The following is a 26,513-nucleotide window of genomic DNA, read 5'->3' on the forward strand; positions in this document are numbered from 1 at the left end:
CCATGGCGGGTGGTGCCGGCCGCGCGGCCGGCACCACCCGCCCGGACCGTCAGGTCAGCGACACCGTGACCCTCGCGGCCCAGATGCTCGCGTTCGAGGCCGTGGGGGCGACGGCGCTGCCCCAGGCCAGCACCAGCCGGTCGGGCGCGAGCGCGGAGAGGCCGAAGGTGTCCCCGGGCCACACCGTGGCGGTACCGAAGGCCTGCGAGACCTGGAGCGGGGCGGACAGCCAGCCCCGGGTGGTGGAGAAGGTCCGCAGGTACTGGGCGTAGCCGCGCGGGTCGCTGCTGGAGAGCCAGCCCACGTAGACGATCCCGGGCGGCCCGGCGACGACCTGCATGATGTGCGGGACGTTCAGGGTGTCGGCGGGCGCCTGCACCGGGGTGGACCAGGTCGCCCCGTGGTCCTGGGAGTAGGACAGCCAGCCGGTGTCGCTGTTCGGGCCCTGGGTGTCCCAGGTCGCGTACAGGGTGCCGTCCGGGCCGAGCGCCTCGCTGCCGTCGATCCACCACTCGCCGGTGTTCATCGTCCCGGCGCCGGCGCCGACCGCCACCGGCGGGGTCCAGGTCGCGCCGCCGTCGGTGGAGCGGGTCGCGTAGGTCCGGGCGGTGCCCAGGTCGTCGGTGGGGACGTCGGTGACGGCGTAGCCCTGGTAGAGCACGTCGACGGAGCCGTCCGGCTCGACGGTGACGGGCGCGCTGTCGGCCCCGCTGTTCGGGTAGCCGGGGCTGATGTGGGACATCGCGCTCCAGGTCCGGCCGCCGTCGGTGGACTTCTGCAGCACCGCGTTGACGTCGCCGGTGGCGAAGGAGCAACTGCCGGACGTCGCGCAGAGGAAGGTCACCGCGGCCGCGCTCGGCCCGTAGTCCCAGGTGAGGTAGAGGGTGCCGTCCGGGCCGGCCGTGATGAAGTCCCGGTCGCCCCAGTTGTTCGCGTCCGGCGGGACGATCTGGCCGACGGTCTTGAAGCTGGCGCCGTGGTCGGTGCTGACGTCCACGACGGGGTAGGTCAGGCCGGAGCGGGTGACCATGAACGCCGCGTAGAGCGTGCCGTTCGGCGCGACGGTGACGGCCGGGTCCCAGGAGCGGCTGCCGTTCTGGCCGGTGCTGCCCGGCAGCGTGAGCGGGGTGGAGAAGGTGGCCCCGCCGTCGGCCGAGCCCGCGAATCCGATGCCCTTGCAGCCCATCCACACGTCGTAGACGGCGTTCGCCGCCGGGTCGGCGGCCTGGATGGTCTCGGCGTTCTGCCCCGAGCACGCCGTGGAGAGGTCGGTGGGGGTGCCGACGGTGTAGGACGCGGCGGGGCCGGTACGGGCCGGCGCGGCGTGCGCCGGGGCCACCAGGAGGGCGAGGGCGGTGGCCCCGGCGCAGAGGCCGACGATCAGCGGTCTGAGCGGTGCGTGACGTACCTGCACGGGCTGATCTCCTTCGGACGGAAGGCGATGTGAGGGTGGCGGGCGCCGGCCCCGGGGCCGACCTCCCGCGTCCGGACGGATTCCCTCAACCACCGCTTCCGAAGCCGCACTTGTGTGGAGACAGCTCGGACATGCCGTGTGGAGGACGTGCTGTGCGCACTCCGGTCAGATCCGGGCGAGGTAGCCGTTCTCGACGAGCCAGAGCACGTTCAGCTTGGCCGGGCCGCCGGGGACGAGGGTGGCGTCGAGCTGGTACTGCAGGCCCCAGCCGGGCTGGTTGAACCAGGGGGCGATCGGCCCGGCGTGCACCTTGAACGACTTGACCACCTTGTAGTCGTGGTAGTTGCAGCCGGCCGCCGGGACGCTGTCGAGGCTCTGCGGCGGGATGGCGCGGTTGGCGTAGGGCAGGCCCTCGGGGGCGAGGTAGGCGCCGTACTCGCTGCCGTAGCGGTCGATGTTCTGGTTCGGGTAGAGCGTGAGGTCGAACTCGAACGGGCTGCCGTCGGGCAGGGTGACGTAGCCGTCGGCGGGCGGGTAGATCCAGCCGCCCTTGCCGCCGTTGGCGCTCTGGTCGTAGTACTGGGCCAGGAAGGCCTGGTCGCTCGCGCCGCCGGTGCGCTGGTAGCCGGTGAGCTGGCGGCCGACCGGGCCGGTGCTGGGGAGGTCCTCGGGGCCGAGGCGCGAGTCGCCGTCGAAGAACGTCGCGGAGCACTGGTCGGAGGGGGTGGCTGCCCGGGTGTCGGCGACAGCGGCGGGAATGCTGACGGCGGTCAGGGCGGCGGCCGCGGCGAGGGGCGCGACGAGCAGGCGAAGGCGCACGGTGTCTCCGTCGAACGAGGATCGGTGGAAAAAGGGAGCCACGGAGGGCTTTCCGTTCACCCTCCGTGGCCGGTTCGACACCAGGCAAGCGGATTCACTGATCATTCGTCAACACGACTTGGCCGACGGCCGACCGAATTACCGGATTCGGCCAAGACCGGGGTGCCGGGCCCGCTCACCCGGGAGGATGAGCGGTCCGGCGCCACCGGCCTCAACGCCCCGGGGCGACCCGCCCGAGCAGGTGGAGCAGCCGGTCCAGGGCGTCCTTGGAGTCGGGCTCGGTCAGGTTGACCATCAGCCGGAACGCCACCTTCAGCAGCGCCGGGTGGCCCAGTCCGGCGGCCCCGGCCGCGCCGAGCAGCCGGGGGCGGCCGAGCAGGTCGGCGGCCAGACGGCCGAGCGCGAAGTAGCCCGCGTAGGCGGAGCGCAGCTTCTGCGGGTAGGCGCGCAGGGCGAGTTCGCGGCCGCGGTCGGTGCGGCGGGCGTGCGCCTGGACGACCGTCTCGGCGGCGTAGCGGCCGGACTCCATCGCGTAGGCGATGCCCTCGCCGGTGCCGGGGCTGACCGTGCCGCCGGCGTCGCCGATCAGCAGCAGGCCGTCGGCGTAGTGGGGTTGGCGGTTGAGGCCCATCGGGAGGGCGGAGCCGCGGATCGGCTCGGTGACGGCGTCGGGGTGGTAGCCGTAGCCGGGCGGCAGGTCGGCGCACCAGCGGCGCAGCAGGTCGCGCCAGTCGAGGTCGGTCTTCGCGGTGTCGAGGACGCCGAGGCCGACGTTGGCGGTGCCGTCGCCCATGCCGAACACCCAGGCGTAGCCGGGCAGCAGGCGGTGCGCCGGGTCGTCGGGGTGGCGCAGGTCGAGCCAGGCCTCCAGGTAGCGGTCCTCGTGGCGCGGGGTGGTGAAGTAGGTGCGGTAGGCCACGCCCATCGCGCGGTCGGTGCGCCGGTAGCGCTTCATCGCGACGGACAGCCGGGTGGAGTTGCCGTCGGCGGCGACCACGATCGGGGCGCGGTACTCGACGGGCCTGCGCTCCTCGCCCAGTTTGGCGGTGACGCCGGTGATCCGGCCGGACCGCTCGTCCGTCAACGGACCGGCCACGTTGGCCCGTTCGATCAGCCGGGCACCGGCCGCGGCGGCCTTGCGGGCGAGCAGTTCGTCGAAGTCGGCGCGGCGGCGGACGAGTCCGTGGCCGGGGAAGGCGGAGAGCTCGGGCCAGTCGAACTCCAGCGACCGGTGCCCGGAGATCAGCCGCAGGCCCTTGTTGTGCAGCCAGCCGGCCTCCTCGGAGACGTCGATGCCCATGTCGACCAGTTGCTTGACGGTGCGCGGGGTGAGGCCGTCGCCGCAGACCTTCTCGCGCGGGAAGGCGGACTTCTCCAACAGCAGGACCTCCAGGCCGGTGCGGGCGAGGTGGTAGGCGGCGGTGGAGCCGGCCGGTCCGGCGCCGACCACGATGACGTCGGCGCTGTCCTCGGTCGGGGCGGGCCGCTGCCGCTCCGTTCGCACCTGCTGCTCTGGGCCGGGCATCGGGCACTCCCCCTGGGTCGGATCGGCTGTCGGCTCGACCGCTTGCTGACGCGGTCGGCCGCACGCACAACGGAATCGGTGGACCGGGCGGTTCCAGACGGGACGATAGAGAACCTCGCCTCGCGCCCGCCGCCATGACACGCGGACCCGTGTCGCGGACCGGCCAATACCGGCCACCCGCCGACCGGCCTCGGATCGCCCGCCGGTCGACGTTGCGGCCCGCCGAACCGGGCCCGAGCGACAAATCAGCACGTCAGACGGCTTTGATGCACATGAATTCACCACAATCGGGTGATCGGATTGTTGTGGGGGACTAGTCGGACCAATCGCCCCCAGCGCTGCATTTCGGCCAAATCCCCCTTGCGTCACGTTTCGCACTGCGGGAACTTTTGTCCCCCTCACGTCGTACGCAGCCGGCCCCCATCCGGCAGGCGACCGAAGGCCCCCTCCCACCGCGCAGGCGCGTCCCGGCCTGCCGTACCCGATGGAACACCCATGCACCTTCGCTCCACCGCCGCACGCTCCCTGGTGGCCGTCCCCACCGCCGCCGCCCTGCTGCTGCTCGCCCCCGCCGCGCACGCCGTCGCCGGCGGCAACGGCAAGGGCGCCCCCGGCAACAACGGCACCGTCAAGATCCACGACGCCTCCACCGGCCAGGAGGACGTGCGCAACGAGCCCAAGGTCTGCACCTTCTACCTGGACTCCTTCGGCTTCGACGCGAACCAGGACGTCCTCTGGGCGATCTTCGACATGAACAGCGACATGACCGAGCCGGTCGTGTACGGCGACCTCCCGGTCGACGACCAGGGCCACATCCGCACCGAGGACATCAACCTCCCGGACGGCCACTACAAGCTGTTCTGGCAGGCCGTCTCGCTGGTCGACGGCGAGCTGCCGGAGAACCCGGACGTCAGCAACCCCAAGCAGAAGGTCTTCAAGGTCGACTGCGGCGGCCAGACCACGGCCCCGACCGGCAAGCCGACCGCCGTGCCGAGCACCAGCCCCACGCACACCCCGGCGCCCTCGCACACCCCCACGCCGTCGCACACCCCAGCGCCCACCCACTCGGCCACGCCGTCCACCACCCCGCTGCCGCCGGTGCCGACCACCGCCCCGGCGACCACCCCGGCCACCGAGCCCGCCAAGACCCCGGCGCCCACCACCCCGGCGACGGCCCCGGCCACCGCTCCGGCCACCGAGCCCGCCAAGACCCCCGCGCCGACCACCCCGGCCGCCGTGGTCCCGAGCGGCGCCCCGAGCACCGCGCCGAGCGCCGGCCCGTCCACCGCGCCGACCGCCACCGTCCCGGTGCACCCCGGCGCCGGCACCAAGGTCAGCCCGCAGCAGCCGCTGGTCGTGCCGGCCAAGGTCAGCGTCCCGACCCCGATCCCGGGCGCCGTGTCGGACGGCAAGAAGCTGGCCAGCACCGGTAGCGACGGCACCCTGCTGTACGCGGGCGCCGGCACCGCCCTGCTGGTCGCCGGCGCGGGCGCGGTGGTCTACACCCGCCGTCGCCGCACCTCCTCCTGAGGTACCCGGTACGCCGGTCCCCGGGGGTCTGAGCCCTCCGGGGGCCGCGGGTCCGCGTCTGAGCCGCGGACCCCGGGGCCGGACAGGTCCTGAGGGGCCGACAGGCCCGATGGGGCCGGACCGGCCCTGAACGTCCCCGGCCCGCCGGCAGCGCGGGCCGGGGACGACGGAAGCCCCTGACCGCACGGGGGGACGTGCCAGGGGCTTCCGTTCATCTCCACGGCCGCGGGGGCCTCAGTGGTTCACTCCCGTCACGGGTTCACCGCCAGCACCACGAACTCCGCCAGCACCCCCAGGTGCAGCGCCCCCTGCAGCAGGGTGGCCCGGCGCGGGATGACGGTCAGGGTGCCGAGCACCACCGTCAGGGTCAGCAGCACCAGGTGCGAGGGTTCGAGGCCGAGGACGAGCGGGCCGGACAGCCAGACCGAGGCGATCGCGACCGCCGGGATGGTCAGGCCGATGCTGGCGAGCGCCGAGCCGAGGGCCAGGTTGAGGCTGGTCTGCACCCGGTTGCGCCGGGCCGCGCGCAGCGCCGCGATGGTCTCCGGCAGCAGCACCATCAGGGCGATCACCACGCCGACCACGGCGTGCGGCAGTCCGGCGCTCTCCACCCCGGACTCGATGGTCGGCGAGACGCCCTTGGCCAGGCCGACCACCGAGACCAGCGCGACGGCGAGCAGCAGCAGGCTCATCCCGGCGGCCCGGACGGTGGGCGGCGCCGCGTGGTCGTCGTCCTCCTCCGTGCGGACCTCGCCCTCCGGGGTGACGGGCAGGAAGTAGTCCCGGTGCCGCAGGGTCTGGGTGGTCACGAACAGCCCGTACACCACCAGCGACGCGGTGGCCGCGTAGGCCAGCTGGGTGGTGGAGAACTGCGGGCCCGGGGTGCTGGTGGTGAAGGTCGGCAGCACCATGCTCAGGGTGGCCAGGGTGGCGATGCAGGCGAGCGCCGTGCCGGTGCCCTCGGCGTTGAAGACGGCGGTGCGGTACTTGAGCGCGGCCACGATGATGGACAGGCCCATGATCCCGTTGCAGGTGATCATCACGGCGGCGAACACGGTGTCCCGGGCGAGGGTCGAGGACGTGTCCCCGCCGTCCGCCATCAGCGTCACGATCAGCGCCACCTCGATCACCGTGACCGCGACCGCGAGCACCAGCGATCCGAACGGCTCCCCGGTCCAGTGCGCGATCACCTCGGCGTGGTGCACGGCCGCCAGGACCGCCCCGATCAGGAACACCGCGACGACGCCCACCACCCAGCCGGGCAGGTCCTCGTGCCAGGTCAGGACGAGGACGACGAACGCCGCCACCGGGACGACGACGGTCCATTGCGCGGAGGCCGCGCGGAGCTTCGTGATCATGCGCCCGAGGATCCCAGACCGGAGGCCGGTCGCCGGGGTGCCCGCGCCGGGGTACGGGCGGTTGTGGCACAACTCATCCCGGTTCGTCCGCTCACCCTCCGTACTCGGCCAGGTACCGGAGGACCTTGTCGACGTGCGGCCGGACCCGCTCCGGGACTCCCCCGGTGTCCGCCACGGTCTTGTCGCTGGTCCGGTACGCGGCGGTGACCAGCGCGGGCAGGTCGCGGGTGAAGCCGCGCCGCTTGAGCTGCTGGTCGAGCCAGCAGACGTAGTTGCCCATCGCGGCGATCGCGTCGCCCGGGTCCAGGTAGGACTTCGGGCCGGGGTGGTTGGCGGCCTTGCCCCAGGCCTCGAACACCGCGGGCGTCCACATCGCGATGCCGTACTCGCCGGTCTCCGGGCTGGACGCGTTCGGGTCGAAGCCGCTCTCCGCCTTGAGCATCGCGGCCAGCAGCACCGGACTGACCTCCGGTTCGGGGCAGCGCCGGGCGGCCTCCTCGATCATGCCCCGGTAGGCCCCGGGGACGTCGGAGCCGGCCGGGATCGCCCCGGGCAGCGGCGGCGCCGCCCGGGGCCCGCCCGGCGCGGTGGGCTCGGGGCCGCCGGTCAGCGCGCACAGGACGGCCGTGCAGACCAGCAGGCCGACGCCCGCCCGCAGCGCCCGCCGGGGCCCGGCCGGGCGGGCGCCGGCCCGGGCGACCAGGGCGGCGAGGTCGGCGCGGGCGCGTTCCTCCCGGTCCGCGGCCAGACAGGCCGCCACCACGGGCCGCCAGCGGGCCGGGAGCGCCTGGTCCAGGCGCAGCGGGGTCGCGCCGCGCGCGTACGCCTGGGCGGCCAGCGAACGGGCCCGGGCGGTGGCGCCGAGGAAGGGGTGCAGCCCGCCGGTGAGCAGCTGGTGGGCGATCACCCCGAAGGCCCAGACGTCGGCACTGGGGCGCAGGGCGACCCCGCGCGCCCCGGTGCGCTCGGACCACCATTCGGGCGGGACGTGGTCGGGCGAGCCGAGCGGCGGGGCGTAGGCGTGGGTGCCCTCGAGTTCGGCGGTCAGGCCGAAGTCGGCGATCTTGGCGGTGCCGTCGGGCATCAGCAGGATGTTGGCCGGTTTGAGGTCCCCGTGCACCCAGCCGGCCCGGTGCATGTGGGTCAGTCCGGAGCAGACCTCGGTGAGGATCCGCTCGGCGCCGGGGACGGCCGTGCCGGGGCGGGCCGTGGCGAGGGCGTCCTGGAGGCTGCGGGCGGCGCGTTCCATCACCAGGGCGACGGCGCCGTCCAGTTCGGGGCGGTCCGGGTCGTGGACGGTGACCACGGCGAGGGTGCGGATCAGGTGCGGGTGGTCGGCACGGCGGCTGAACCGCAGCTCGCCGACGGCCATCTGGGCCATGGTGCGGCGCTGGCCGGGGCTGGAGCGGGCCGGTCCGAGGAGCTTGACGGCGGCCCGGGTGCCGTCGGGGCCCTCGGCCGCGTAGACGCTGCCCCAGGCGCCCGCGCCGAGGAAGGCGCCGGTGTGGTAGCCGGCCAGCGGGTAGCCCTCGGGGAGCTCGAAGGGCGGCCGCCCGTCCGGCGTACGGGCGGCCGGCGTACGGCTGTCCGGTCGGTCGCTCCGGGGCGGGTCGGCCTGCGGGTCGGTCGGGCTCACGGCCGGCCGGCCGGGCGTCGGGGCGGCAGCAGCGCGAGGTGCTCCTCCCGGACCAGGTCGAAGCGCAGGGCCAGGGCGACCAGTTCCTCGCGCTTGCCGCCGGCGGAGCCCTCCTCGTACGGGTCGCGCAGCCGCAGCTTGGCGCCGACCAGGTAGTCGATGTGGTAGTTCACCGCCGAGCGGGTCAGCCCGTGGCAGGCGGGCAGGGCGCGCAGCCGGGCCAGCACGTCGGTCACCCCGGGGACGGCGGCGGTGGACGGTGAGCGCAGCCGGGGCTCGCATAGCGCGAGCAGCACCAGGAAGTACTTGGCGGTCGGGTCCAGCGCGAAGGGGCTGACGGTGCGTTCGCCGCCGCCGTCGCACGGGTGGCCGTCCAGGTAGGCGTGCTGCGGGGCGAAGACCTTGAAGGCGGCGGGCTCGCCGAGGGCGGGCAGCAGAACCCGCGAGAGTTCGAACGGGACGGGCGCACCGAGGCGTCCGGGGGCGACCTTGACGTGCTCCCCCGCGCCTTCCAGGTTCTCCACCACATAGGTGGCGGTGGTGCTGAAGTTGGACAGCCGCCAGTAGTCCTCGGCGGCGACCACCTCGCCCGCCCGGCGCGAGACGCCCTGGTCGGGCAGCGGGATGGGGACGGGGCGGCCGGGCTCGCCGCGGCCGAACACCGCGGCCTCGCCGGGGCCCATCCGGAGCAGTCCGGGCGCCGCACCGGGTGCCAGGTCCGGCCCCGGGCCGGGCAGTTGCACGATGACCGTGTCCACGCCGCCACCTCCGTGGGATCGGTTCGATGGTATCCGTCCGATTCGCCCCGGTGGCAAGGCGCCACCCGGACGAGTGACGAATGGCAACCAACTCCGCGTGCTGGGGCGAGAGTTGACCGTCAAGGGGTGGCCATCGGCGGAGGTCCCGCCGATAAAAGGGAAGTTCAAGGACTGGTCAAAGCAGTGGCCTTGGAGTACGGGTGCGGGGCGACAGCATCAACGCGCCCCTCCCAGGCACCAAGGACACCGCCCCCATCCGCCGAACGCAGGCGGGGTGAGGACCGAGCGCACACCCGGCGCGGCTACAAGTCTTCGCAGGTCAGGGAGTTGGGGTGGGCGGCGCCGTCACCTGCGAACTGATCATCCGTCAGGCCGCAACTTGTCCGTGTGCTGAACATCCGGCGAACGATTGCAGCCAGTAGTTGAACCGTCACCATGGGTGTGACGCAACGCACACTCGCCGATCCCATGATGTGTGCAAGACTCATCTCAAGGAATGAGATTCCCTTTATTTCCAAGGAGGTTCGTATCATGCGCACTCGGATTGCAGCCGTGATGATGACGGTGGCAGGGATCGCAGGGCTCTCGGCTGCCCCCGCCATAGCCGCCACGGCGACGTCCGAGGCCGGCACCGTAGCCTGCGCCACGGTGCTCAACCGCCCCTGCATCACGCACCAGGCCGACAGCGAAGGCATCGTCGGCATCGCCCAGGTCAACGCGGACCCCAACCAGTTGACGATCGTTCAGGTAGAGGTGCGCACCCAGCAGGCCTGGGGCAGCCCGTGGGAGACCGTCGCCAGTGCGACGACCGTCCGACTCGGCTCCGCCCAGGCCGTCACCTCGAAGGTCACCGCCACCGCCCCCCGCATCATCTGCGCCACCGCCGGCCCGGCGCTGGACGCCAGCAAGCAGGTGACCACCTGTACCAACCCGTTCTGACCCGGCCCGTTCCGCTCCGGTAGTCCGGACCCCGACCGGTCACCGGAAGGACACCCGCCGCAGGAACGCCATCCGTAGGACAGGGCAGCCCGTACGACAGGGCGCAGGGAGCCGGGGCCCGAAGGCCCCGGCTCTCCGCACGTCCGGCCCCGGCAGTCCCGGGCCGCCCGAGCGCGCCCGGGAGCCCCCACCAGGCAGAACGCCTGGACCCCTGTACCGGCCCCGGGTGGACCTGGGACCCCCGTTCACGGCAAACTGGTCTAGACCTTGGAGGTCTAGACCTCAGACTCGCCTCAGAACGGTGGACCCAGTATGGAAATCGTGATCGTCCCTGACGCCTCAGCGGCCGGCGAACTCATCGCCGCGGCGATCACCGATCTGCTGACGGACAAGCCCGAGGCCCTGCTCGGCGTCGCGACCGGCTCGACCCCGCTGCCGATCTACCAGGCCCTCGCCGAGCGGGTCCGGGACGGCCGCCTGGACGCCTCCCGGGCGCGCATCTGCCAGCTGGACGAGTACGTCGGCCTGCCGGCTGGCCACCCGGAGTCCTACCGCTCGGTGGTGCTGAAGGAGGTCGTGGAGCCACTCGGCCTGACCGAGGACTCCTTCCTGGGCCCGGACGGCAACGCCGCCGACATCGCCGCTGCCGCCACCGCCTACGACCGCGCGCTGGCCGAGGCCGGCGGCGTGGACCTGCAGATCCTCGGCATCGGCACGGACGGCCACATCGGCTTCAACGAGCCCTGCTCCTCGCTCTCCTCCCGGACCAGGATCAAGACCCTGACCCGGCAGACCCGGGTCGACAACGCCCGGTTCTTCGACAGCATCGACGAGGTCCCGCACCACGTCATCACCCAGGGCATCGGCACCATCCTGGAGGCCCGCCACCTGGTCCTGCTGGCCACCGGCGAGGCCAAGGCCGAGGCCGTCGCGCTGTCCGTCGAGGGCCCGCTGGCCGCCGCCGTCCCCGCCTCGGCACTGCAGCTGCACCCGCACGCCACCGTGGTGGTGGACGAGGCCGCCGCCTCCCGCCTCAAGCTCGCCGACTACTTCCGCGACACCTACGCGGCCAAGCCGGCCTGGCAGAAGCTCTGACACCTGCGGACCTTCCGAGCACGGCGAACGGCCGGGACACCGAATCGGTGCCCCGGCCGTTCGCGGTCCCCGCCCCCTCACCGTCCCCGCTCGGTGCTTCGCCGGTCAGCGCTTGCGCAGCCAGTCGGCGAAGGCCTCCAGTGCCGGGCCCGGGTCGCGGCGGCCGACGCCGATCCGGAAGCGGTCGGCCGGGGTGGGGGTGAGCTCGGAGCGGAACATGCTCGCGGGCATCAGCAGCACCCCGGCCTGCTCGACCAGCGCGGTGCAGAAGTCCTCCACGCCGTCCGGCCCCAGGTAGCGCGGGTAGGCGACGCAGCCGCCGTCCGGGGCGCGCCAGTCGAAGAGCTCGGGGAACTCGGCGAAGAAGGCGTCGAAGTGCGGCAGGTTCTCCGCGATGAGGCCCCGGTTGCGGGCGAGGATCCGGTCCCGGGCGGTGATCGCGATCCGGGCCAGCACCTCGCTGGGCGCCGAGTTGCAGATGGTGGTGTAGTGCTTGGCCCGCTCCAGCCGGGTGCGCAGCTCGCGGTCCCGGCAGGCGATCCAGCCGATCCGCAGCCCGGGCAGGCCGAGCGACTTGGACGTCACGTTGAGCGAGAGCGCGGTGCCCGAGAGGTCGGCGGCCTGCGGCAGGGTGCGCGCCGGGTCGCGTTCCAGGCCCCGGTAGACCTCGTCGGAGAACAGCCGGATGCCCCGCTCCTCGCACAGTTCGGCGAGCCGGGCGAAGTCGGCGGCGTCGATCAGGGTGCCGGTCGGGTTGTTCGGGAAGTTGACCGAGAGCACCTTGGTGTTCGGGCGCAGCGCCGCCTCGACGGCGTCCAGGTCGAGCGCCCAGTCCTGCCGCTCGTCCAGCGCGACGCCGGTGACCTCGCAGAGCGAGAGCGGGATGGTCTCCGCGGACTGGTAGTTGGGGGTCAGCACCACCGCGTGGTCGCCCGGGCCGAGCAGCACCTGCATGGCGAGGTTGATGCCCTCCTGGGCGCCGCCGAAGCAGATCACGTCGTCCGCGTCGACCCGCTCGTACATCCCGGCGATCGCCTGCCGCAGGCCCGGGTCGCCGAAGGTCTCGGTGTAGCCGAGCGCCAGGGTGTCCCAGGCCTCGCGGTCCTCCGGGCCGGCCAGGGCGAGGAGTTCGGCCATCGTCATGGTCTGGGCGTCGGAGGCGGTGAGGTGGTGGCGGGCGGTGAACTCCCAACGGGTGAAGTAGGTTTCGAGCCGGAAGTCGGGCAGCTGGGTCATCGGGTTCTCAGTCCTTCCTGGAGCCGGCCGGGTGCTTGAGCTCGGCGAGCAGGGCGTAGGCGGTGGAGCGGGAGATCCGCAGGGCGACGGCCACGGCGGGGACGGCCCGGCGGACGGCGAACACCCCGGCCGCGTCGAGCTCGCGCAGGACGGCGAGCCGGTCCTCGCGGGTGAAGCGTTCCAGCGGGCGGCCCTGGGCGCGGACGTGGCCGCCGACCGCGTCGTTGATGCGTTCCGTCCAGTCGCGTTCGAACAGCGGCTCGGGGCGGGGGGCGGTGGGCGCGGCGAAGTTCGTCAACAGGGCCGCGGCCTGGTCCAGCGGGCCGCGGTCGAGGTTGACGCAGAGCACCGCCGAGGGCCAGCCGGCCTCGTCCCGCAGCACCGCGCTGACCGAGGAGAGCCGGCGGCCGTCCGGCAGCAGCTTCTCGTACGGCCCGTAGACGTCCGGGGCGGAGGGGTCCAGTTCGTCCAGTTCGCCGAGCAGGGAGGGGTCGCCGGGGGCGCGGGTGGTCATCGGGTTCCAGATGGCCAGCACCCGGTCGGTGGCGGTGTCGTGCAGCACCACCTCGGCGTAGGGCCCCAGCAGCTGGGCGACCGCGCGGCAGACCGGTGACCAGGTCCGCACGCGCGGGTCGGGGGTTTCGGCAGGCATGGATGGACTGTACGTCCGATTCGGACACTTAGTCCAGCAGCGGGGCGGGCCGGGCACGCGAGAGGCCCCGCCCGGCAGTCCGGACGGGGCCTCCGACGGGGGCGCTCAGTGGCAGGTGATCAGTGGCAGGTGATCAGCGCGCCGAGGACGGAGGTGCAGCTGCGGGTGTCCTTGCTGGTGGCGGGCGAGGGGTCCGCGGGGGCGCCGGCAGTGCGGGCCACCGTGACGTCCCAGGAGGTGATCAGGTTCAGCAGGCCGACCCGCACGGAGAAGTGCCGGGTGGTGGTGGCGCCCTTGGCGAGCGGCGCGGCCAGGGTGCAGGTGAGCTTGCCCGCGGCCACCGCGCAGTCGCTCGAGGTCGTGGTCAGCCCGGCGGGCAAGGTCGCGGCGACGGTGGCCGCGGTGATCGGGTCGGGGCCCTGGTCGGTGAGGGTGACGGTGTAGTCGACCCGGCCGCCGAGCAGTTCGGAGACCGGCGTGGCAGTGAGCGCGACGGCCAGATGGGCACTGGGCGCGGTGTAGCCGAAACGGTCGGCGGCGACGGCGGCGCTGGTGCCGCCGGGGGTGGTGACCTGGACATCCACCGGGCCGGTCACCGTGGTGGCGGGCGCGGTGGCGGTGCAGCTGGTCTTCGTGCAGCTGAACGAGGCGGCCGGGCCGGCCGCGCCGAAGGTGACGGCGGTGGCGCCGTTCAGGTCGGTGCCGGTGATGGTCACCGTGGTGCCGCCCACCCCGGAGCCGCCGTTCGGGCTGATCCCGGTCACCGCGGGCACCGGCAGCGGGAAGTTCAGCACGTCGACGGCGTCGCCGGTGAAGTCGGCGAGGTAGCCGCGCCGCCCGTCGGCGCTCAGCGCCAGGGTGTACGGGCTGGCGCCGACCGGGACGGTCGCGGTGACGGTCCGGCTCGCCGCGTCGATGACGCTCAGGGTGTTGTCGGCGTAGTTGGAGACGTACGCGGTGGAGCCGTCCGGGGCGAGGGCCACCGAGTACGGGCCGTTGCCGACCGCGACGGTGCCGAGCAGGGTGTTGGCGCCGGTGTCGAGCACGGCGGCCGTGGCGTCGTCCCCGTCGGCGGCCCACAGCCGGCTGCCGTCGGGGCTGAGCGCCAGGCCGAAGGCGCTGTGGCCGACCGCGACCGTGGCGCTCACCGTGCTGCTCACGGTGTCGACCACGTTCACCGCCTTGGCGCCGGAGGCCGCGACGTACAGCCGCTTGCCGTCGGGCGAGACGGCGAGCCCGTGCGGCTCGGCGCCGACCGGGACGGTGGCGGTGACGGTGTTGCTCGCGGTGTCCAGCACGCTCACGGTGCCCGCCCCGGCGTTGCTGACGTAGGCGCGCGCGCCGTCCGGGGACAGCGCCAGGCCCCAGGGCTGGGTGCCGACCGGGACGGTCGCCGTGACGGTGCCGGTCGCGGTGTCCACGACGCTGACCGCGTTGTCCAGGTGGTGGGTCAGGTAGGCGCGCCTGCCGTCCGGCGAGACGGCGACGGCGTACGAGCCGGTGCCGGCGGTGAAGCTGCCGGTCACCGTCCGGCTCGCGGTGTCCAGGACGCTGACGGTGCCGGTGCTCTGGCTGGTCACGTAGGCCCGGGCGCCGTTGGGGGTGAGCGCCACACCGGCCGGGTAGGGCGCCACCGGCACGTGGGCCGCCACGGTCGGCGGGGGCGCGGCGGCCTCGGCGGTGGCGGGCTGGGCGAGCAGTGCGGCCGTGGCTGCGGATATCGCCGCCACGGCCGTCCAGGTGCGCCGGGGTGCGCGCGGTGATCTCACGGATTTCTCCAGGGGATTCGAGCCGAGGGGAGGTGGTGCGGGAAGGTGGTGCGGGGAGCTGGTGAAGGGCGTGGCTCCGGAGCCGCTGCGAAGCGTAGATCGCGTGGTGACGGCGCGTCAGGAGCTGATCGGTAATGTCGCCAACTGTTCAGATTCGACCGGGATGCGACCAATGGGACTGGCAGGACCGGCGGGACGGCGCGACCGGGGCTGCGGTCGCCGTCCTGGTGCCGCCGTGGTCCCGGTCGCGGTCGCCGTCCCGGTCGCGGTCGCGGTCGTGGTCGTGGTCGTGCAAGAAATTGGAGTTCTGGAGTCGTATTCGCTAGCGTTTCGATCGTGAGGCTGACCAAGAGCACCGACATCGCCCTCCGCATCGCCATGCGGCTCGCCGTCCTCGGCGAGGGCGAGAACCCGACCACCCGCGAGGTGGCCGAGTCGGTCGGCGTGCCGTACACCCACGCGGCCAAGGTGGTCAGCAGGCTGCAGCACCTCGGGGTGGTGGAGGCCCGGCGCGGGCGCGGCGGCGGGCTGATGATCACCTTCGCCGGGCGGACCGGCTCGATCGGCCTGCTGCTGCGCGAGCTGGAGGGCGTCGGCGACGTCGTCGGCTGCGAGGACGAGCCGCCGTGTCCGCTGCGGGCCGCCTGCCGGCTGCGCGGGGCGCTGCGCGGCGCCCAGGAGGCGTTCTTCGCCGCGCTCGACCCGCTCAGCATCGACGACCTGGTGGCCTCCCCCACCGGGCCGGTCCTGCTCAGCCTCACCGCCCGACCCGCCGACTGACCCGCCGACTGACCATCGACTGACCCCGCCCCCGAGGGGTCGGTCGGCGCCCGCGGCCTTAAATACGAGTCTCAGATGCACATTCTGAGACGCCGATTCTTGAGACACCGGTTCTCAGCTACCAGTCAGGAGCTCCTCTGATGCTGTCCGCGAAGTCCGCCGAGGTCGTCGAGGCCACCCTGCCCGTCGTGGGCGCCGCGATCGGTGACATCACCCCGCGCTTCTACGACCGGCTGTTCGCCGCCCACCCCGAGCTGCTGCGCGACCTGTTCAACCGGGGCAACCAGGCCAACGGCACCCAGCGCGAGGCGCTGGCCGGCTCGATAGCCGCCTTCGCCTCCGCGCTGATCGCCCACCCCGACCGGCGCCCGGACGCGATGCTCGCCCGGATCGCCCACAAGCACGTCTCGGTCGGCATCGAGAGCGCCCAGTACAAGGTCGTCCAGGAGCACCTGTTCGCGGCGATCGTCGAGGTGCTCGGCGAGGCCGTCACCCCCGAGGTCGCCGCCGCCTGGGACGAGGTCTACTGGCTGATGGCCAATGCGCTGATCGCCCTCGAGGACCGGCTGCGCGCCGAGGCCGCGGCCGGCGGCGACCCGGCCGACCTGTGGCGCCCGTACACCGTGGTCGCCCGCCACCCGGAGACCTCGACCGTCACCACCTACCTGGTCCGCCCGGCCGACGGCCACCCCGTCCCGGCCTTCCGCCCCGGCCAGTACGTCTCGGTGCGCACCGAACTCGCCGACGGCGCCCACCAGATCCGCCAGTACAGCCTGTCCGGCGGCGCCGACGGCGCCCTGCGGTTCAGCGTCAAGCGCGAGCCCGGCGGCGAGGTCTCCGGCCACCTGCACGACCGCCTGCGGGCCGGCGACACCGTCGAACTGGCGCCCCCGCTGGGCGACATCGCCCTCGCCGACGGCGACGGCCCGGTGCTGCTCGCCTCCGCCGGCATCGGCAACACCCCGATGACCGCGATGCTCGACCACCTCGCCGCGACCGGCTCCACCCGGCGGATCGTCGCGGTGCACGGCGACCGCGACCAGCTCAACCACGCCTTCCGCGCCGAACTCGAGCAGCTCACCGCCGAGTTGGCCGACGCCACCGCCCACGTCTTCTACCAGCGGCCGCTCGGCGACTGGCCGGCCGAGCGCACCGGCCTGGTCGACCTGTCGACCGTCGAGGTCCCGGTCGGCACCACCGCCTACCTGTGCGGCCCGCTGCCCTTCCTGCGCGCCGTACGCGGCCAGCTGCTCGCGGCGGGCGTCCCGGCGGCGGACATCCACTACGAGGTGTTCGGGCCGGACCTCTGGCTCGGCGCCTGAGCTCCTAGGGAGTTCCCACATCGGCGGCGGCCCGCCCGTCACGGTCACGAGCGGGCCGCCGCCTGGAGGTGCTGCTGGTCACGGCCTGAGCTCCAGGGTGCAGCACTTCGCCCCGCCGCCGCCCTTGAGCAGCTCGGAGACGTCCACCGGGATCGGCTCGTAGCCCTCCTCGGCGAGCCGGCCGGCCAGGTTCTTGGCGGCCTCCGGGAGCAGCACCCGGCGGCCGTCCGAGACCGCGTTGAGCCCGAACACCTCGGCGTCGGCCCGGTCGGCGAGGACGGCGTCCGGGTAGAGGGCGCGCAGCACGGAGCGGCTGTCGGCGTCGAAGGCCTCCGGGTAGTACATGACGTGGTCGTCGGAGAGCACGGCCAGCGCGGTGTCCAGGTGGTAGAAGCGCGGGTCGACCAGGGTCAGGCTGACCACCGGGACGCCGAACAGCTCCTCCGCCTCGGCGTGGGCGGCCCGCGAGGTGCGGAAGCCCGTGCCGGCGAGCACCCGGCGGCCGACCACGAGGTGGTCGCCCTCGCCCTCGTTGACGTGCGCGGCGCGGCGCACCGCGCGGTAGCCGTGCAGCCGGAACCAGGACTGGTACGCCTCGGACTCGGCGGCCCGCTCCGGGTAGCGGAAGGTCGCCACCAGGGCCCGGCCGTCCAGCACGGTCGCACCGTTGGCGGCGTAGACCATGTCGGGCAGGCCGGGCACCGGGTCGATCAGCTCGACGGTGTGGCCGAGCCGGCGGTACGTCCGGTGCAGCCGCTCCCACTGGCGGACGGCGAGCGCGGTGTCGGTGGGCTGCGCCGGGTCCATCCACGGGTTGATGGCGTAGTCCACCGTGAAGTACGTCGGCCGGCACATCAGGTAGCGCCGGGGCCGCGCCGTACGTACCGGGGTGTGCGTGGGCATCGCTCAACCGTCCTAGGATCGCCGGGAGTTGGGTGACGCAGGTGCGCGTCGCCCCAGAGGCGGCTGCCCCGTCGCCCCGGTTCGCACACCCGCGCGGGCGCCGCCGCCGGGCGCAACCCCCCGCGCACCCGGCGCGAGCCCCGGCGCACGGGAATCCCGCACGGGGCGGCCGATTGTCCGACCGACCACCCGTCATGCCACGGCCCAGGGCGGCGACGGCACCCGTCACGTAGTACGTGGCGCGTACTTCGCAGCACGTAGTATGGTGCTCCGTCAGATCGGGAGGAGCGACACATGCAAGCCAACGACGCCCAGACGCTGGTGCTCTGCGCACTGGCCGACGGGCCGCTGCACGGATACGCCGTCAACACGGCGATCGAGGAGCTGACCGGGGAACGCCTGGGCCCCGGCAGCCTGTACGGGGCGCTGGCCAGACTGGAGACGAAACGGCTGATCGAGCCGCTCGACGGCCAGGGCCGCCAGCGCCCGGTCCGGCTGACGCCGCTCGGCCGCGAAGTCCTGGAACACGAACTGCGCGCCATGGCCCGCGTCGCGGACGCGGGACTGCGGCGCCTGGGGGTGAACCCGGCATGAGCGTCGTCACCCGGAGCCTGGTCAGGCTCTACCCGGACGCCTTCCGCGAGCGCTGGGGTTCGATGGTGGAGGACGAGGCCCGGGGCGCGGGCTGGAAGTCCTGGCCCAACCTGGTCGCCGGCATCGTCGACATGTGGCTGCACCCGGCCCTGTGGCCCGCCGACTTCCCGGCGCAGCGCCACCGGCGGGTGGCCACCATGGGCATCACGGTCGCCCTCGCCGCCTGGTTCCTGAGCCACCTGGCCGCCGAGCAGGCCGGCCCCCTGCCGGCCGACGCCGTGCGGAACACGGTCACCCACGGCTGCACCACCCTGCTGCTGCTCGGCATCGCCCTGGTCGCACCCCGACCCCGGCCCACGCCGGCCGCCGCGATCACACTGGCGGGCTGGGCGGTCCGCCGCCTCGCCGGGCCGACACTCCTCGGCACCGCCGTGGTCGTCTCGGTCCACGGCGGCCTCGACGCGGACGCCTCACCGCCCACCCTGCGCACCGCGGTGCTCGCCGCCTGGTGGATCTCCCTCGGCCTCGGTGCGATCCAGATCCCCCGCATCTTCACCGGCGTCGGCGCGGACGCCGTCGTGCCACCCGGCACCCGCCGGCTCCGGATCGGCGTCTGGACCCTGGCCGCCGCCAGCGCCGCCGGCGGCGCGACCATCCTCGGCCTCTCGGTCGCCGGTGCCGGATTCCACCCGCTCGGCGCCGGCATCGGCGTGGGCCTGCTGCTGCTGACGGCGGTGTGCGCGGGCACCCTCGGCGACCTGCGCGACCTGACCGACCCGGGCGACCTCAGCGGCCCAGGCAACCCGGGCGACCTGCCGTCGGAGTCGTGAGCCGCGCGACCGTCACCCGCCCGACCACGGCCCGCCGGAAACGCCGGGCCGCCACCCCCGACCCACCTGGACGGTGCCCGTGCCCGACCTGCTCCGCTCCCTCTACACCCGCCGCCTGCGCCGCGAGGTCGCCGCGGGCCCCCTCCCCCGGCACGTCGGGCTGATCATGGACGGCAACCGCCGCTGGGCCCGGCAGATGGGCATGGCCAACCCGAGCCTCGGCCACAAGGCGGGCGCCGAGCACGTCGAGGAGGTGCTCTCCTGGTGCGAGGCCCTCGGGATCGGGCACATCACCGTATTCGTCTGCTCCACCGAGAACCTCCAGCGCCGCGGCGACGCCGAAGTCGCCTACCTGATGCGGCTGATCGAGCAGGTGGTCACCGACCGCCTCACCGGCCCGGACGCCCGCTGGCAGGTCCACCTCGCCGGAATGACCGACGCCCTGCCCGACAGCACCGCCCGCGCCCTCAAGGAGGCCGTCGAGGCGACCCGCACGTGCACCACCGGCGCCCACGTCACCCTGGCCGTCGGCTACGGCGGCCGCCAGGAGGTCGTCGACGCCATGCGCGACCTGATGTACTCCCGGGCCGAGGCGGGCGCGTCCCTGACCGAGGTCGCCGACGCCCTGACCGTCGACGACATCGCCCCGCACCTGTACACCGCCGGCCAGCCCGACCCCGACCTGGTCATCCGCACCAGCGGCGAGCAGCGGCTGTCGAACTTCCTGCTCTGGCAGAGCGCCTACTCGGAGCTGTACTTCTGCGAGGCCCACTGGCCCGCCTTCCGCGAGGTGGACTTCCTGCGCGCCGTCCGCAGCTTCGGCGCCAGGCAGCGGCGCTACGGCGGCTGACCCGCAACTCCCGGGTTGCACCCGCCACCACCTCGTGCAACTCTGGAGTTGCACCTGCTGTCGGCGCTGAAAGGAGTCCCGTCATGAGCGAGGACCGGATCGAACGCGAAACCCTGATCGAGGCACCCCTGGAGCGGGTCTGGTCGCTGGTGGCCGAGCCCGGTTTCTGGGTGGCCGACAAGGCGGGCCTGCCCGGCACCGTGGCCCGGGAGGGCGAGGAGACGGTGGCGAAGAACCCGGAGTACGGCGACTTCCCGGTGCGCGTGGAGAAGGTCGAACCGCCGACCTACCTGGCCTACCGCTGGGCCAGCGCGTTCCCCGGGGAAGAACTGCGCGAGGACAACAGCACCCTCGTGGAGTTCACGCTGACCCCGGAGGGCGGCAGGACGCGGCTGCGCGTGGTCGAGAGCGGGTTCGCGGCACTGGCCGGGCCCGAGGAACTGCGCGGCAAGGCGGTCGAGGACAACACGGGCGGCTGGGGCCAGGAGCTCGACGCCCTCAGGAAGCGCGCCGAACAGCCCTCCGCGTGACCGACGAACCCCGCGACGCCGCCGAACCGGCCGTCGAGCCCGCCACCGAGCCGGTCGACACCGTCCTCGCGGCCCTGGCCGACCCGACCCGGCGCCGGCTGCTCGACCTGCTCGCCGCGCAGGGCGAGGCCAGCGCGACGACGCTCGCCCAGCACCTCCCCGTCTCGCGTCAGGCCGTGGTCAAGCACCTCACGGTCCTGGAGGCCGCCGGGCTGGTGACCGGTGCCCGCATCGGCCGCGAGGTGCGCTACGCGGTGCGGTCCGCGGCGCTCGACGCCACGGCGCGGTGGATGGCCTCGCTGGCCGCCGACTGGGACCGGCGACTGGCCCGCATCAAGGACCTCGCCGAGGCGGCGGAACGGGACCCGCGGTCCGCCCGGACGAGCCGCGACGACGCCAGTCCGCAGGAACGACCCGAACGACCCCGGAGTGGAGCATGATCATGTCCATGGAGAACCGACACCTCACCAAGGCCCCCGCCGCCTACGCCTGCATGCTGGTGCGCCGGCCCGCGACGGAGGCGTTCCAGGCCTTCGCCGATCCGGCCGTCACGACCAGGTTCTGGTACAGCAGGAGCAGCGGGCCCATGGTCACGGGAGCCCAGCTGCGCTGGGACTGGGACACCTACGGCGCATCGGCCGACGTCCGCGTCCAGGAGGTGCGCGAGGGACGGCTGATCCGGTTCGAGTGGGGCAACTACGAGCAGCCGACCACGGTCGAGCTGGCGTTCACCCCGCACACGGCGGAGGTCACCTTCGTCGAGGCCACCGAGACCGGCTTCCAGGGCTCGGGCGACGACACCGTCCGGTGGGTGAACGACACCGTCGGCGGCTTCACCACCGCGCTGTGCGCGATGAAGGCCCTGCTCGAACACGGCATCGAGCTGAACGCCGTCCCCGACCACCACCCGGCCTGACCCGCCCCCGGCCCCTCCAGGACGGGCTACCGGACGGCGCCGGGCTACCGGACGGGCCGCGGGGCTTGGATAGGCTGCCGGGATGGTCCCCGACGCCCCCCGGCTGCTGCGCGCCGACGCCGCCCGCAACGCGGAGAAGATCGTCCGGGCCGCCCGGGAGGTCTTCGCCGAACAGGGCCCCGACGCCCACCTGGACGACGTGGCGCGCCGGGCCGGTGTCGGGTCCGCCACGCTCTTCCGCCGCTTCCCCGACAAGGCCGCGCTCCTGCGGGCCGTGCTGGACCAGCAGTTCGGAGAGCACGTCCGGCCCGTCATCGAGGCCGCCGCCGCCGACCCGGACCCCGCGTCCGGGTTGGCCCGCGTGCTGGCGGCGGCCCTGGAGTCGGTGGCCGCCGACCACAACGTCCTGGCCGCCGCCCGCGCCGCCGGCGTCCTGACCCCGGCGACCGGCGAGGAGTTCTTCGCCGCCCTCGACGCCCTGCTGGCGCGCGGTCAGAGCGCGGGCGTGATCCGCGCCGACCTCGTCCCCGACGACCTGCACCGCCTCGTCGTCATGCTGGTCTCGGTGCTGTGGACGATGGACCCCCAGGAGGACGGCTGGCGCCGGTACCTGGCCCTGGTCCTCGACGGCCTCTCCCCCACCGGGGCCCGCCCGCTGCCCTGCCCCGCCCCCGCCCTTCGCGCCCGCACACCCTGACGCCCGGGCAGATGTCGGCACACCGGCCGCTAACCTGCCGGCTGCAGCCGGAGCGCCGAGACCGGGCACCTGGCGGCCGCCTCGCGGGCCAGTTCCGCCGCCCGTCCGACGGGCTCGGCGGCGAGCACGACGACCTGCCCGGACTCGTCCTGGTCGAACACCGACGGCGCGGTCACCGCGCACTGCCCTGACGACACGCACCGCGAGGTGTCCGCCACCACCCGCGCGGCGGGCCGCCCGCGCTGCTGCTCCCCGCTCACCAGAGCACCGGGACCGCGCCGATGCCGCCCGCCAGCCGTTCGGAGTGGTCGCGCAGACTGCGCGCGTCCACCGCCAGCCGCAAGCCGGGGAAGCGCCGGAACAGCGCGGTCAGCGCGATCTGCAGCTCGGTGCGGGCCAGCGCGTTGCCGATGCAGTAGTGGCCGCCGTGCCCGAAGGCCAGGTGCGCGTTGGGGGAACGCGAGGGGTCGAAGGTGTCCGGCTCCTCGAACGCCCGCCCGTCCCGGTTCGCGGCGTTGATCGCCACCAGCACCGCCTCGCCCCGCGCGATCGCCGTCCCCGCGAGCGTCACGTCCTCGCGGGCGTAGCGGGTCAGGCCCAGGGCGCCGGGCGCGGCCATCCGCAGCACCTCCTCCACGGTGGCGCGGGCCGATCCCTCGGGGTCGGCGGCGAAGCGGTCCCGCCGGCCGGTGTCACCCAGCAGGAAGAGCACCCCCAGGTCGATCCGGGTCGACGTCGTCTCGTGGCCCGCGAACAGCAGCCCCACCGCCAGGCGGGTCATCTCCTCCTCGGTGAACGAGGGGTCCTGCGCCTGCACGGCGAGGATGTCACTGATCACGTCCTGCCCCGGCCGCTTGCGCTTCTCCGCGGCGATGGCGGCCACGTACGCCTCGAACTCGGCCATGGCCGCGGCTCCGTCGGCCCCGCCGTACAGCGCGGCGATCCGCTCCGACCAGCCGCGCAGCAGCTCCCGGTCCGCGACCGGCACGCCCAGCAGCTCGCAGATCACCATCACCGGCAGCGGGAACGACAGGTGGTCGTGCAGGTCGACGGCGCGTCGCGGATCCCGCGCACGCTCCTCCGCCATCGCGTCCAGGCAGGATGCGGCGAGTTCCCCGATCCGCTCGCCCATCCGGCGCATCCGCGGTGCGCTGAACGCGGGCGCCAGCATCCGGCGCATCCGGGTGTGCTCGCGGTCCTCGTCCTCCGGCGTGGGGGCGGGGCGCGTGTGCAGCGCCGAGGCCGAGATCCTCGGGGCGCCCTCGGTGTCGGGGCGCAGCCGGGAGAACCGGGTGTCGCCCAGGATCTCCCGGGCCTCCTCGTAGCGGGTCACCAGCCAGGCCGGGTCGCCGGCGGGTGTCGTCACCCGCGTGATCGGACCCTCCTCGCGCAGGCGCGCGAGCAGCGGCGCCAGGTCCAGCGCATTGGGGCGCTCGAAGGGTAACTGCGGTGCGGGCGCGGTCATGTGGTCTCTCCTCACCGGCCGTCAGGCCACCAGAGCAGCGAACGCTCGGCGGAGCCGCCGCCGGTCGGCCCCCGCGGCACTTCCGCCAACAAGTGAGAGTCCACTCTCTCTTAGTGGGAGCGTAACACCGCCGACACGCACAGTCAGCCCCTCCGGGGAGCCCGTTCGGCGGCCATTGAGGCCGGCCGGCACGATCCGCATACTCTTCCCTCCTTAAATTATTTGAGCCGTGAATCATTATGCCGATTGTATGCTTCGAGACATGGATGAAGCCAAGGCCGATCGGCCCGTCGAAGAGGGCGCCGGCATCCCCGGCACCGTGGTGTTCAAGCTCGGCACGCTCGGGACGGTCGCCGCCGACCGCTTCGCGGCCGCAGTGGAGCCACTGGGCGTCAAGCCCAAGCACGTCGGCCTGATGGCCGCCCTCGCTCACGCGACGTCAGCCTCGCAACAGGACCTGGCCACCCGACTCGGCGTGGTCCCCAGCCTGGTCGTCTCGCTGGCCGACCACCTCCAAGGCCTGGGCGCCGTCGAACGGGTCCGCGACCCCGCCGACCGCCGCCGCCAGATCCTCACCCTCACCGACCACGGCCGCGAACTCCTCGCCCGGTGCACCGCCACCGCCCGCGAGCTCGACCGGCAGTTCACCGCCGCCCTGACGCCGGCCCAGCTCACCGCACTGCAGCAGGCCCTCGCCGTCCTCGCCGCCGAGGCGGGCCTGCCGACCACGTGAGACCCGACCAGCGGATGCCCAGGCGGTGACAGGCCATCGGCCTCAGCTGTCGGCGCTCACCGAGCCGTCGCCCGTGAGCTCACCGGCGTAGCGCGCGGCGGCTTCCACCAGCAGGCGGGTCGTCCGGTCCGGCCGGGCGTCGAGGTGATCGGCGACCACCCGCTCGGCGCCGTCGAGGTCGCCGCCCAGCAGTTCGCAGGTGACCACGAGGGTGTTGTCCGGGAGCATGCGGCGTCCGGACATGCGCTGTTGGACCTCGTCCATGCCCTCGCGCGCCAGTACCTCCCGCAGCTCCCCGATCAGCGGGGCCAGCCACTGGGCCCGCAGCGCGTACTCGCCGTGGTCGGCGAAGGTCGGGTGGAGCGCGGCCAGCAGTTCGGCCGGGTACTCCTCGACGGGTTCGGCGAACTGCGGGTAGTCCTTGGCGAATTCCTCCCAGTCGACCTCAAGCCCGCTGATCTGCCCCGGGAAGACCGGCCAGCACGACCAGTTCTCGTCGGCGTGGGTGAAGACCTGCCGCAGCAGGTCGTAGGGAAGCTCGGCGGTGCGCGAGAGCAGGATCGCGTCGTAGAGGTCCTTGCCCTGGGGGTGGTTGTCGGAGACCAGCCAGAGGACCTTCCACGCGAGGGACAGCTGCGGCGTCGCGCCGAGCAGCGGGCCGGTGACGCCCGGGAGCAGGTAGGGCTGCGGCGGGACGGGCAGGTGCTCGGTGAAGACGAAGTCGAGTTGGACGCTCCCGCCCGGGAGGCCCGGTGCCGACCACGGCAGGACGAGCCTGCGTCCGGGAATCCTGCTGTAGGTCCAGATCTCGTCGCCGACCGCCTCGTCCGCGTGCAGCCGCACCGCGCCCGAGAGGCGTTCGGCCGCGGCGGCGAGCTCCTCGAACATCCGGTCCGTGCGCTCGTCCTCCAGGCTCCACTCCACCGGGCGGACCACGAAATCCAGGTCGCCCGGCTCCCGCGCCTGCTCGCCGTACCAGGCCCGCAGCAGGACGCTGCCGCGCAGCACCAGGTGTTCGGCCCACGGCGAACCGGCGACGGCGGACAGTACGGTGCTGAGCGCCTCGCGCCGCGCGGCGAGCCAGCGTTCGGCGAGCAGCGGGTCGGTGAACGCGGGCTCGCTCGGGCGGAGGGCGCGGCTGTACCCGGCGAGGGCGGGGTCGAAGACCGGCTGCTGGGTCACCGTCTCGTCGTCGATGGGCCGGATGCCCCTGGGCAGGTCCAGGTCCTCCCGGACGTCCTCCGGCGGTGGCTGCTTGGGCAGCAGGACACCCTGCCACGGCCCGTACCGCAGTTCCTCCCATACCACGGGCGTCTGGGCCCGCGACTCGGCCCGCGACTGCTCCCGCGACTGGTCCTCGGTCATGCCGACTCCCCCACTCCGTACCGGCCGGCCCCGTAGCCGTGCTCGGTTATCCATCCCGCGTCGAGGGCCTCGTCACTGTCGACGACGACGAACTCGCGCTCCACCGAGGCCACTTCGCGGCCGTCGGCGGCAAGGTCCCGCAGCAGCGCGTCCAGTCGGCGGCCGGCGGTGTCCAGGCCGACCAGGCGGCACCGCTGGGTCACGAACCACTCGCGCCGACCGTCCTCGCGCACCCGGCGCGGGTTGCGCGACAGGTGCGCGCCGTGCCGGACGGCCAGCTCGGCGAGCTCGGTGAGGCGGGCGATGTCTGTTGTGGGAACCGGGTGGCCCGGAAGCAGGAGCTTGACGTGGTGCTCGAAGTAGCGGCCGGCCCCGTGCGGCACGGCGTCCTCGTCCGAGGCCGGGACGCCCTCCGCCCACGGCGTGGCCTCGATCTTCGCCCGCAGGACGGTGAATCCGGCCCGTCCCAACCGGCCCCTGGCCCGGGCGGTCACGGCGGCGACCTCCTCCAGCGTGCCGGCGGCCCGCAGGGTGAGCATCGGCTGCGAGGGCGACGCACCGCGCTCCAGCAGGATGTGGGTGAACTTCAGGCCGTGGCCGTGTCCGTGGCGGTCGGCCCACGCGGCCAGCGCCTCGGCGGCACCGGGCCCGACGGTCAGGTGCACCTCGAAGTCGCCCCGGACATCGGGGGGCGCGGGCCGGGCGGGCCGCGCGTTGCGGCGCTGGTCAGGGTGGATGGCGAGCATGGGGAGCATCCTGCCAAGCGGCTCTGACAGCGGCTCGTACGTCCCGACATG

At 73.7% G+C, this 26,513-nt stretch carries 27 protein-coding genes; 13 read left to right on the forward strand and 14 right to left on the reverse strand.

The features are described from left to right. Positions 1 to 49: 49 nt before the first annotated feature. The 3 genes from ACFVXG_RS18530 to ACFVXG_RS18540 form a co-directional block, all read right to left on the reverse strand. Entirely contained in the window at positions 50 to 1,414 is a 1,365-nt protein-coding gene (locus ACFVXG_RS18530) for a hypothetical protein (RefSeq protein ID WP_387928775.1), read from the reverse strand. A gap of 165 nt (positions 1,415 to 1,579) precedes the next feature. Continuing rightward, on the reverse strand, positions 1,580 to 2,233 hold the full coding sequence (locus ACFVXG_RS18535; protein ID WP_387928776.1) for a TNT domain-containing protein: 654 nt from the start codon (positions 2,231 to 2,233) through the stop codon (positions 1,580 to 1,582). A 211-nt stretch (positions 2,234 to 2,444) separates the two neighbouring features. Then, positions 2,445 to 3,758 (reverse strand): geranylgeranyl reductase family protein, encoded by a 1,314-nt coding sequence (locus tag ACFVXG_RS18540; protein ID WP_387928778.1) that lies wholly within the window; start codon positions 3,756 to 3,758, stop codon positions 2,445 to 2,447. A 495-nt stretch (positions 3,759 to 4,253) separates the two neighbouring features. Between ACFVXG_RS18540 and ACFVXG_RS18545 the strand changes: the two genes are divergently transcribed. Beyond that, complete coding sequence (locus ACFVXG_RS18545) at positions 4,254 to 5,288, forward strand: LPXTG cell wall anchor domain-containing protein (RefSeq protein ID WP_387928780.1); 1,035 nt, start codon at positions 4,254 to 4,256, stop codon at positions 5,286 to 5,288. A 251-nt stretch (positions 5,289 to 5,539) separates the two neighbouring features. Here ACFVXG_RS18545 and ACFVXG_RS18550 read toward each other — a convergent pair whose 3' ends face one another. From ACFVXG_RS18550 to ACFVXG_RS18560, 3 genes are all read right to left on the reverse strand, one after another. Further along, positions 5,540 to 6,646: a calcium:proton antiporter gene (locus ACFVXG_RS18550; protein ID WP_387928782.1), complete on the reverse strand. Its 1,107-nt coding sequence runs from the start codon at positions 6,644 to 6,646 to the stop codon at positions 5,540 to 5,542. A gap of 91 nt (positions 6,647 to 6,737) precedes the next feature. After that, positions 6,738 to 8,282 carry a serine/threonine-protein kinase gene (locus ACFVXG_RS18555; protein WP_387928784.1) on the reverse strand — a complete coding sequence of 515 codons (1,545 nt, stop codon included), beginning with the start codon at positions 8,280 to 8,282 and terminating at the stop codon, positions 6,738 to 6,740. Then, positions 8,279 to 9,040, reverse strand: a complete 762-nt coding sequence (locus ACFVXG_RS18560; RefSeq protein WP_387928785.1) for a serine/threonine protein kinase — start codon at positions 9,038 to 9,040, stop codon at positions 8,279 to 8,281. The genes ACFVXG_RS18555 and ACFVXG_RS18560 overlap by 4 nt, the downstream gene beginning before the upstream one ends. Positions 9,041 to 9,571: 531 nt before the next feature. Here ACFVXG_RS18560 and ACFVXG_RS18565 point away from each other — a divergent pair. Together ACFVXG_RS18565 and nagB are read left to right on the forward strand one after the other, a co-directional pair. Continuing rightward, positions 9,572 to 9,979 carry a hypothetical protein gene (locus ACFVXG_RS18565; RefSeq protein WP_387928787.1) on the forward strand — a complete coding sequence of 136 codons (408 nt, stop codon included), beginning with the start codon at positions 9,572 to 9,574 and terminating at the stop codon, positions 9,977 to 9,979. A 312-nt stretch (positions 9,980 to 10,291) separates the two neighbouring features. Beyond that, a complete protein-coding gene (gene nagB / locus ACFVXG_RS18570; RefSeq protein ID WP_350502800.1) occupies positions 10,292 to 11,074 on the forward strand; it encodes a glucosamine-6-phosphate deaminase in 783 nt (260 codons plus the stop codon). Between the two features lie 105 nt (positions 11,075 to 11,179). Here nagB and ACFVXG_RS18575 read toward each other — a convergent pair whose 3' ends face one another. From ACFVXG_RS18575 to ACFVXG_RS18585, 3 genes are all read right to left on the reverse strand, one after another. After that, positions 11,180 to 12,310 carry an aminotransferase class I/II-fold pyridoxal phosphate-dependent enzyme gene (locus tag ACFVXG_RS18575; RefSeq protein WP_387928789.1) on the reverse strand — a complete coding sequence of 377 codons (1,131 nt, stop codon included), beginning with the start codon at positions 12,308 to 12,310 and terminating at the stop codon, positions 11,180 to 11,182. A gap of 7 nt (positions 12,311 to 12,317) precedes the next feature. Next, on the reverse strand, positions 12,318 to 12,962 hold the full coding sequence (locus ACFVXG_RS18580) for a transcriptional regulator (protein ID WP_387928791.1): 645 nt from the start codon (positions 12,960 to 12,962) through the stop codon (positions 12,318 to 12,320). Between the two features lie 119 nt (positions 12,963 to 13,081). Continuing rightward, positions 13,082 to 14,731 (reverse strand): beta-propeller fold lactonase family protein, encoded by a 1,650-nt coding sequence (locus ACFVXG_RS18585; protein ID WP_387928793.1) that lies wholly within the window; start codon positions 14,729 to 14,731, stop codon positions 13,082 to 13,084. 336 nt (positions 14,732 to 15,067) lie between these two features. Between ACFVXG_RS18585 and ACFVXG_RS18590 the strand changes: the two genes are divergently transcribed. After that, entirely contained in the window at positions 15,068 to 15,511 is a 444-nt protein-coding gene (locus ACFVXG_RS18590) for an RrF2 family transcriptional regulator (protein ID WP_387928795.1), read from the forward strand. A 140-nt stretch (positions 15,512 to 15,651) separates the two neighbouring features. Beyond that, positions 15,652 to 16,833 carry a globin domain-containing protein gene (locus ACFVXG_RS18595; protein WP_387928797.1) on the forward strand — a complete coding sequence of 394 codons (1,182 nt, stop codon included), beginning with the start codon at positions 15,652 to 15,654 and terminating at the stop codon, positions 16,831 to 16,833. A 78-nt stretch (positions 16,834 to 16,911) separates the two neighbouring features. Here the strand turns inward: ACFVXG_RS18595 and ddaH are convergent, their stop codons facing one another. Continuing rightward, positions 16,912 to 17,736, reverse strand: coding sequence for a dimethylargininase (gene ddaH / locus ACFVXG_RS18600; RefSeq protein ID WP_387928799.1), 825 nt, complete (start codon positions 17,734 to 17,736; stop codon positions 16,912 to 16,914). A gap of 294 nt (positions 17,737 to 18,030) precedes the next feature. Between ddaH and ACFVXG_RS18605 the strand changes: the two genes are divergently transcribed. The 7 genes from ACFVXG_RS18605 (at position 18,031) to ACFVXG_RS18635 (ending at position 22,153) form a co-directional block, all read left to right on the forward strand. Next, positions 18,031 to 18,330, forward strand: a complete 300-nt coding sequence (locus tag ACFVXG_RS18605) for a PadR family transcriptional regulator (protein WP_387928801.1) — start codon at positions 18,031 to 18,033, stop codon at positions 18,328 to 18,330. Further along, on the forward strand, positions 18,327 to 19,160 hold the full coding sequence (locus tag ACFVXG_RS18610; RefSeq protein ID WP_387928803.1) for a hypothetical protein: 834 nt from the start codon (positions 18,327 to 18,329) through the stop codon (positions 19,158 to 19,160). The genes ACFVXG_RS18605 and ACFVXG_RS18610 overlap by 4 nt, the downstream gene beginning before the upstream one ends. Positions 19,161 to 19,233: 73 nt before the next feature. After that, the gene (gene uppS, locus ACFVXG_RS18615; protein WP_387928805.1) at positions 19,234 to 20,010 is read left to right on the forward strand and encodes a polyprenyl diphosphate synthase; all 777 of its coding nucleotides are present in this window, start codon (positions 19,234 to 19,236) and stop codon (positions 20,008 to 20,010) included. A gap of 83 nt (positions 20,011 to 20,093) precedes the next feature. Next, positions 20,094 to 20,540, forward strand: a complete 447-nt coding sequence (locus tag ACFVXG_RS18620; protein WP_387928807.1) for an SRPBCC domain-containing protein — start codon at positions 20,094 to 20,096, stop codon at positions 20,538 to 20,540. Beyond that, positions 20,537 to 20,980, forward strand: a complete 444-nt coding sequence (locus tag ACFVXG_RS18625) for an ArsR/SmtB family transcription factor (protein WP_387928809.1) — start codon at positions 20,537 to 20,539, stop codon at positions 20,978 to 20,980. Before ACFVXG_RS18620 ends, ACFVXG_RS18625 begins: the two co-directional genes overlap by 4 nt. Positions 20,981 to 20,988: 8 nt before the next feature. Then, on the forward strand, positions 20,989 to 21,456 hold the full coding sequence (locus ACFVXG_RS18630; protein WP_387928811.1) for an SRPBCC family protein: 468 nt from the start codon (positions 20,989 to 20,991) through the stop codon (positions 21,454 to 21,456). An 82-nt stretch (positions 21,457 to 21,538) separates the two neighbouring features. Then, a complete protein-coding gene (locus ACFVXG_RS18635) occupies positions 21,539 to 22,153 on the forward strand; it encodes a TetR/AcrR family transcriptional regulator (RefSeq protein WP_387928813.1) in 615 nt (204 codons plus the stop codon). 29 nt (positions 22,154 to 22,182) lie between these two features. Here the strand turns inward: ACFVXG_RS18635 and ACFVXG_RS18640 are convergent, their stop codons facing one another. Both ACFVXG_RS18640 and ACFVXG_RS18645 read right to left on the reverse strand, forming a co-directional pair. Then, complete coding sequence (locus ACFVXG_RS18640) at positions 22,183 to 22,413, reverse strand: ferredoxin (protein ID WP_387928815.1); 231 nt, start codon at positions 22,411 to 22,413, stop codon at positions 22,183 to 22,185. Beyond that, positions 22,410 to 23,618 (reverse strand): cytochrome P450, encoded by a 1,209-nt coding sequence (locus ACFVXG_RS18645; RefSeq protein ID WP_387928817.1) that lies wholly within the window; start codon positions 23,616 to 23,618, stop codon positions 22,410 to 22,412. Before ACFVXG_RS18645 ends, ACFVXG_RS18640 begins: the two co-directional genes overlap by 4 nt. Positions 23,619 to 23,880: 262 nt before the next feature. On the opposite strand from ACFVXG_RS18645, the gene ACFVXG_RS18650 reads away from it, so the two are divergent. Continuing rightward, positions 23,881 to 24,351: a MarR family winged helix-turn-helix transcriptional regulator gene (locus ACFVXG_RS18650; protein ID WP_387928819.1), complete on the forward strand. Its 471-nt coding sequence runs from the start codon at positions 23,881 to 23,883 to the stop codon at positions 24,349 to 24,351. Positions 24,352 to 24,393: 42 nt separating this feature from the next. On the opposite strand, the gene ACFVXG_RS18655 is transcribed toward ACFVXG_RS18650, so the two are convergent. Beyond that, on the reverse strand, positions 24,394 to 25,716 hold the full coding sequence (locus tag ACFVXG_RS18655) for a nucleotidyl transferase AbiEii/AbiGii toxin family protein (protein WP_387928821.1): 1,323 nt from the start codon (positions 25,714 to 25,716) through the stop codon (positions 24,394 to 24,396). Next, a complete protein-coding gene (locus ACFVXG_RS18660) occupies positions 25,713 to 26,462 on the reverse strand; it encodes a hypothetical protein (protein WP_387928823.1) in 750 nt (249 codons plus the stop codon). Before ACFVXG_RS18660 ends, ACFVXG_RS18655 begins: the two co-directional genes overlap by 4 nt. Between the last annotated feature and the right edge of the window lie 51 nt (positions 26,463 to 26,513).

The sequence above is a fragment of the Kitasatospora sp. NPDC058162 genome, assembly GCF_042884005.1.
GTDB lineage: Bacteria > Actinomycetota > Actinomycetes > Streptomycetales > Streptomycetaceae > Kitasatospora.